We start from the raw sequence: 7613 nt of genomic DNA, 5'->3' as shown, positions 1-7613 counted from the left end.
GAAACTAAATTTGTATAAATTTGTTGCCCTAACTCTCTTGTTGGAGCTAAAATAACTGTTTGTATTGCTGGGTTTTCTATGTCAATTAGTTGTAATAAAGGAAGTCCAAAAGCAGCCGTTTTACCAGTTCCTGTTTTTGCTAAAACTACAAGATCTTTAGTTTCATTTAAAATAAGTGGAATTGTTTTTTCTTGTACAAGTGTTGGAACAACTATATTTAAATCGGCTAAACTGTGTTGTAATTCTTTATTGATTCCTAAATCAGAAAACTTTTTTGACATAAAATATTTTTTGCAAAGATAACGACACTTTTATAAGAAATTGATGCCGTTTTTACTATTATTTTTTTGTTGTGTACTTATTTGCTAAAACAATTCTTTAAACAAACCACGAGTAATCAATACTTTCATAATATGATGGGATTCTTCAGAAATTCTAATGGCGCTGTTATCTGCATGCGGATATCCTATTGTTTTTTCAATATGACTACTTCTTCTTTATCAATAGGATTTTGCGCAATCGTTAAGCTCTCTTTGGCCAATTCTGTCATCATAATTTTAAAACTTTTTCCTTCTTTTCCTAATAAACTTCCTTTGGAACTTTAACATTGTCAAAAAGTAATTTGAACGTATCTAGGGCTTTCATTCCTTCTTTTCTCAATGTTCATGAAAAACGAATTTAAATAAACTTCAGCTAGTATGATTTTAATCATTAATAATTACATCTTGATTTTATAAATTCGCCATCTTTTACGGAGTATTCCATTACTCTAGTTTAAAATCAATTTATTACTTAAATTAATAATCCTTTAGATAAAGGAAATAAGATGAAACAAAGAATTTTAATTGTAAATAGCGGCGGTGATTGTCCTGGAATGAATGCTGTAATTCGTGCTATTGTTAAGCGAGCTTCTAGAGAACTGGACTGGGAAATTATAGGAAGCATAAATGGTTTTGACGGTTTTTTAGCAGAACCACTTGAAATAATGCCATTAACCAAAGATATTGTTGAAGGGATTCATATTTATGGAGGAACAATTTTAACAACAAACAATAAACGAAATCCTTTTTGCTATCCTGTAAAGCAAGAGGATGGAACTATATTAAATGAAGATGTTTCAGACAAACTGATATATAACCTTAAAGTATTTGGTTTTGATGCTATCATCCATATAGGAGGAAATGAATCTCATAAAATCTCACTTAAACTAGCTCAAAAAGGTGTAAATATTATTGGAATTCCAAAAACGATTAATAATGATTTAGCTTCAACAGATTATTCTTTCGGTTTTCAAACTGCTGCTCAAGTAGCAACTGAAGCCGTAGATAAATTAGTAACTACTGCAAGTTCACATAATAGAGTCTTAATATTAGAAGTTATGGGACGTGATGCAGGTTGGATAGCCTTGCACGCTGCTGTTGCTGGCGGTGCAGATGTTTGTTTAATCCCTGAAATTCCATTTAGTATGGATAAGGTTATAAAAAAATTAAAATCTAGGTATTCAGCTGATGGTCGTGGTTTTGCAAACATAGTAGTTGCAGAAGGAGCTCATTTTAAAGATAAAAAAGGAGCATCTATTTCTGGAAATATAGCGAGTAAAATTACCGCTGCTTTAAAAGAAATAAATTTTGAAGCTGATATTAGAGAAACTATTTTAGGTCACTTGCAACGCGGTGGAACACCAAATGCATTTGATAGAATTTTAGCTACAGAACTTGGTGTTAAGGCTTTTGAATTAGTGAAAGAAAAGAAATTTGGAACTATGGCTATTCATAAAAATTCTGAACTTACACATATAAATTTAACGGAAGTTATAGACAAATACAATAAGGTTAATTTATCACATAATTTAATTCATACAGCAAAAGGTATAGGAATTAGCTTTGGAGATTAGAAATTAATTAAAAGTAGAAGACAACATTAAAAAAACATACAGGAAGTAATGAAGAAAAAAGTATTAGTATTAACTGGTGGAGGCGATTGCCCAGGATTAAATGCAGTTATTAGAGGAATTGTTAAACGCGCTGCACAAACTGAAGATTGGGAAGTTATTGGAAGTATACAATCATTTGATGGTGTTTTACGGGAACCTACAGAAATAATGGAGTTAACTGAAAAACGAGTTTCTGGTATTCATTATCAAGGAGGTACTATATTAGGAACTACAAATAAAGGTGGTCCTTTGGCTTGGCCTGTAAAAGAAAATGATGGAACATGGTCATTTATTGATCGTTCTGATGAAATGATACGAAAGTTAAAGCATATGGGCGTTGAAGCTGTAATAAGTATTGGTGGAGATGGATCACAACGTATTTCGCAAGCGCTGTTTGAAAAAGGACTAAATATAATTGGAGTTCCTAAAACAATTGACAACGATTTATCTGCAACAGATTATACTTTTGGGTACCAAACGGCGGTTCAAATTGCTACTGAAGCAGTTGATAAATTAGTAACTACTGCAGCATCACATAATCGTGTTATTATTCTTGAAGTAATGGGTCGAGATGCCGGGTGGATAGCTTTAAGTTCAGCTTTAGCAGGAGGCGCAGAAGTTTGTTTAATACCTGAAATTCCATACGATTTAAATAAAGTTTTAGGCGTAATAAACAAACGATTTAAAGACGGAAAAGGGCACGTAATTATTGTTATTGCAGAAGGTGCAAAACCAATGGAAGGTAATGTTTTAGCCACAGAAAGCGATGAAGTTGGGAGAGCTAATTTAAAATTAGGTGGTGTTGCAAATAAATTATTGAAAGATTTAAAAACTGCCGGTTGCGATGCAGATATGAGAGAAACAGTACTTGGACATTTACAACGAGGAGGAGTTCCAATTGCATTTGACCGTATTTTAGCAACTCAATTTGGTGTTAAAGCAATGGAATTAGCACTTGAGGGCGATTTTGGTAAAATGGTAGCATATCAACATCCTAGCATTGTAGCTGTTCCTTTTTTAGAGGCAATTAGTAAATATAATATTATAAAACCAGATTCATCATTGGTTAAAACCGCACGCGGTATTGGTATGTGTTTAGGTAATTAATAAAACTTATTTTTATAAAGCACACTTTTTTTTAATAAATATAGTGTGCTTTTATTTATTTACAACTAGTATCAATTAAATATCTGTTGTTTTACCCGTAAGAAAGTGAAATGCACTAATTTTAATCTGTAAAATATTAAAAAAGCTTAAGCATTTTTATAAACACTTTCTACTAATATTGATTTTAGGTTTCCTCCTTTTTTAAAATAAGTTTAATTATATTTATTTCAAATTTGAAATAATCTATAAATAAATTTCAACTCAACAAAATGCAAGGAAAAAAGTTTGGAACATTTGCAGGTGTTTTTACACCATCTATCTTAACTATTTTAGGTGTTATAATGTACATGCGTTTAGGCTGGGTAGTTGGAAATGCAGGACTTATCGGGGCTATAATGATTATTGTTTTAGCACATGTAATTGCTGTTTCAACGGGTTTAAGTGTATCTTCAATTGCAACTGATAAAAAAATTGGTGCTGGTGGGGTTTATTATATTCTTTCCAGAAGTATGGGGATTCCTATTGGCGGTTCAATTGGTATTGCGTTATATATTGGTACCGCTTTATCTATAGCGTTGTATTTAATTGGTTTTGCTGAAAGTTTTAATGGTTATTTTGGATTTGGATTAACTATTAACGATTTAAGATTGACTGGAACAATAGCGCTGTTGGCAATTACCTGTCTCGCTTTAATTAGCACATCAGTAGCTATAAAAGCACAATTTTTTATTTTAGCAGCCATAAGTGTTTCTTTAGTGGCAATCTTTTTTGGGAGCTCCGATTTTCACCCTGAAACGATTAAATTTTTTTCTTCGGCAGATACTGTTCCTTTAGAAGTTGTTTTTGCAATTTTTTTCCCTGCTGTAACTGGTTTTACAGCTGGAATTGCAATGAGCGGAGATTTAAAAGACCCGAAAGAATCGATTCCTAAAGGTACTTTATTAGCAATTGGAACTGGACTTATTATTTATATAGGAGTTGCTATTTTCTTAGCTTTTAATGTTAATTCTGAAGTGTTAAAAACTGATTATAATATTTTAATGAAAATTGCGCTTTTTGCTCCAGCCGTGGTTGCAGGAATATGGGGAGCTACACTTTCTTCTGCTTTAGGTGGAATTCTTGGCGGTCCCAGAATCTTACAAGCAATGTCCGTTGATAACGTAACTCCTAAAATTTTCAGAAAAGGAAGAGGAAAAAATAACGAACCTGTTAATGCTTTATTTTTGGTGTTTATAATTGCTGAAGCCGGTGTTTTAGTTGGTGAATTAGATGTAATTGCGCGAATTGTTTCAATGTTTTATTTAACTGCTTATGGGTTTATCAACATTTCCTATTTTTTAGAAAGTTGGGCTAATCCAGATTTTCAACCATCTTTTAAAATTAAAAGTTGGATTGGTTTATTAGGTTTTGTAGCTTGTTTTGCAGTTATGTTTAAGCTAGATATGTTGGCAATGTTTGGCGCTTTTGCCATTATTGCAGGCTTGTATTTTTGGTTGCAGCGTAAAGAAGTTAAACTTCAATCTAATGATGTTTGGCAAAGTGTCTGGGAAAATGTTGTAAACAAAGGCTTAAAAAAAATTGACGCCAATATTGATGAAAATTCGAATTGGAATCCTAATATTATTTTATTTAGTGGTGAAAGTAAGCATCAATCGTATTTACTGCAATTAGGGAAAGCTGTTTCTGGAAGAACTGGTATTGTTACAAATTTTAAATTGATTCTTGATAAAAAAAATGAAAAACCCTTAAAAAAAGTAGATCAAATTGTTAGAGATGATACTTTTGCTGAATTGGGGATTTTTGCTAGACAAGTTAAAGTTGACAATATATACGACGGAATTACAAATATTGCTACAACCTATGGTTTTTCTGGTGTTGAACCAAATACTATTATGATGGGTTGGCCAAAGGGATTAGAAAATTCTGTAGAATATTCTAAAATGACAGAAACATTACTTCATCTGGATTATAATTTGTTGTATTTGGATTTTGATAGAAAAAAGAAGTTTGGAAAGTATAAAACGGTTGATTTTTGGTGGCGAGAAACCGATAGTAAAAACGCCGAAATGATGCTAAATATTGCACGTTTTATAATTGCTTCTCCACTTTGGAACAATACTAAAATAAGAGTACTTTTTGTAAATAATAATAATGTTAATAAAGAAATTATAAATTCAAAAATTCGCAAATTGGTTGAAGACTTAAGAGTATTGGTTGACATAGAAATTATTAATAATGCCGTTGAACAAAAACCTTTTTACAATATTATTGAAGAATATTCTGAAAAAACAGATTTAACTGTTGTTGGAATCCCAAATTATAAAATAGAAAAACAAACCGAGTTTGTACTAAAAACAAATCAACTCTTTGAAAGTATAGGTTCAACTTTATTGGTGAAAGCGGCAAATAATTTTAATGTATTAGACTTGGATTTTATTGAAATTAAATAGTTTCTGTAAAGTTACAAGAATTAGCTTTTTTTTCTTTCTTTATACAATACATTTAATATCAAAGAACCTATAATCAATGCTATACCTAATAAACTCCAAAAGGAATAAATTTCATTAAATAATAATAAACCTAATATTACTGTAAAAATCACTTCAACATATTTAACCGGAGCCACTTGGTTTGTTTTACCAGTTTGAAATGCTTTGGTCATATAAACCTGACCATAATAACTAAAAACACCTAGACTAAATAATAACAGCCATTCAATACCTTTAGGATTTACCCAATTATTTATTGATAAAATCCCACCTGTTAATGTTGCAATAATCATAAAATAATTAACCACAACAACAGGATGATCTCCCTTCCCTATTTTACTAATTATAATATATACCAAACCACTTGTAACTGAAGCTAAAAGTACAAGTAAAAGCCCATATGTATTTAGTTCGGTATCTAATCCTTTTAAAATAACTACTCCTAAAAATGCCATTATAAAAAACAACCATTGTAAAGGCCATATTCTTTCTTTCATAAAAATAACCGCAAAAATTCCTGCAAAAATTGGTGCTAAATACCTTAAAGATACTGCCGTACCAATTGACAAGTATTTAGTAGACATAAAAAAAAGGGTCATTGATGTTACTCCAACAACGCCTCTGGTTATTAATAGTTTTTTATTGTTTCCAAGTATTGGGATCTTGTTTTTTAAAAGGAAGCCAAACGTAAAAAATAAAGAACTTGCTGACCTGAAAAACACAATTTGATAAGCACTTACATATTCTAAATATTTTACTATAACATTCATACAAGCAAATGCTAAAGTGCTGATAAGCATATATTTTATAGCTTTTCTAATGGCCATTGTATTGGATCTATAAAAATTTTTAATTAACGTTTTGCTATTTTATGGATTAAAATTTAGAGGTATTTTACATTCATTTTAAAACTTAAAAAAGCGATTCGAAAATAATAAAAATATAAACTAAATTATTAGAATCAGCATTTTTTTACCAACTAATTGGTCTATAATCTTTTAAGAATTTACCACACCAATGTTTCCCGGAATTAATACCCTCAAATAAAGGATCCATTACACGTGCAGCACCATCAACAATATCTAAGGGTGGTTGAAAATCGTGTAATTCTTGCTTTTTCTTAGCTAGTTCTGCTGGATCTTCATCAGTAACCCATCCAGTATCTACAGCATTCATGTAAATTCCTTCTTTTGCCAAAGCACCAGAAGAAGTATGTGTTAACATATTTAAAGCTGCTTTTGCCATATTTGTATGTGGATGTCTAGCCTCCTTGAAAAAAGTGTGAAATTTTCCTTCCATTGCAGATACATTTATAATATGCTTTTTACCTGTATTTTCTTTTTTCATTAATTCAGAAAGACGGTTACATAAAACAAACGGAGCTACTGAATTAACCAGCTGAACTTCAATCATTTCTGTAGTTTCAATTTCTCCAAGTTTTAAACGCCAACTATTTGTTTTTCTTAAATCAACTTGTTGTAAATCAGCATCTAATTCACCTTCAGGAAAGATATCTTTTGCCACAAGTGTTTTGTCAAAACTATAAGGAATTTGAGATAATTTGGCAGATGCTCTTAATCCTATACCAGGTTCTGGACCGTGCCAAGTTACAGGCATATTTTGATTGGAAGATACCGTTGAAGTGAGCACTTTTAATTCTTGTAAACAATTAGTATGGTCTAACAATAACTCTTTTGCAAATTGAGGTAATGTTTCTATTGGACGCTCTTCATTTTGCATTAAATGTTGATAAAAGCCAGCGGGACGCCTAACTGTTTGAGCAGCATTATTAATAAGAATGTCTAATTTATCATATTTCTGCTCAATAAAATTACAGAAAATTTCGACACTTGGAATATGACGTAAATCCAAACCGTGAATTTTTAAGCGATGTCCCCAATCCATAAAATCGGCTTCTTTAGAAAAACGCAATGCGGAATCAACTGGAAAACGTGTTGTTGCAATTACAGTTGCTCCACCACGCAACAACATTAAGGTTATGTGATATCCAATTTTTAAACGAGAACCCGTTATTACCGCTATTTGTCCTTTAACATCAGCTGTTTGAAAGCGTTTTGCATAAT

6 protein-coding genes are annotated in these 7613 nt (G+C 31.4%); 3 read left to right on the top strand and 3 right to left on the bottom strand.

Annotation, left to right across the window (positions count from 1 at the left end; all coding sequences use genetic code 11):
* Positions 1–281, bottom strand: a 281-nt coding sequence (locus AB1Z17_RS12235; protein WP_368052075.1) for a DEAD/DEAH box helicase, incomplete at its 3' end; no start/stop codon positions are given.
* Positions 282–826: 545 nt separating this feature from the next.
* On the opposite strand from AB1Z17_RS12235, the gene AB1Z17_RS12230 reads away from it, so the two are divergent.
* The 3 genes from AB1Z17_RS12230 to AB1Z17_RS12220 all read left to right on the top strand — a co-directional run bounded on the left by AB1Z17_RS12230 (position 827) and on the right by AB1Z17_RS12220 (position 5490).
* On the top strand, positions 827–1894 hold the full coding sequence (locus AB1Z17_RS12230; RefSeq protein ID WP_368052074.1) for a 6-phosphofructokinase: 1068 nt from the start codon (positions 827–829) through the stop codon (positions 1892–1894).
* Positions 1895–1942: 48 nt separating this feature from the next.
* Positions 1943–3040, top strand: coding sequence for a 6-phosphofructokinase (locus tag AB1Z17_RS12225; RefSeq protein WP_368052073.1), 1098 nt, complete (start codon positions 1943–1945; stop codon positions 3038–3040).
* A gap of 269 nt (positions 3041–3309) precedes the next feature.
* Positions 3310–5490, top strand: coding sequence for an amino acid permease (locus tag AB1Z17_RS12220; protein ID WP_368052072.1), 2181 nt, complete (start codon positions 3310–3312; stop codon positions 5488–5490).
* 20 nt (positions 5491–5510) lie between these two features.
* On the opposite strand, the gene AB1Z17_RS12215 is transcribed toward AB1Z17_RS12220, so the two are convergent.
* Both AB1Z17_RS12215 and AB1Z17_RS12210 read right to left on the bottom strand, forming a co-directional pair.
* Positions 5511–6356 carry a DMT family transporter gene (locus AB1Z17_RS12215; RefSeq protein ID WP_368052071.1) on the bottom strand — a complete coding sequence of 282 codons (846 nt, stop codon included), beginning with the start codon at positions 6354–6356 and terminating at the stop codon, positions 5511–5513.
* Between the two features lie 145 nt (positions 6357–6501).
* Positions 6502–7613 (bottom strand): SDR family NAD(P)-dependent oxidoreductase (locus AB1Z17_RS12210; protein ID WP_368052070.1); only part of this gene is annotated, 1112 nt, incomplete at its 5' end.

Source organism: Lutibacter sp. (assembly GCF_040883305.1).
In the GTDB taxonomy this organism is placed as follows: Bacteria; Bacteroidota; Bacteroidia; order Flavobacteriales; family Flavobacteriaceae; genus Lutibacter.
The sequence above is the reverse complement of the archived record's forward strand: the minus strand, read 5'-3'. Positions and strand labels throughout refer to the sequence as shown.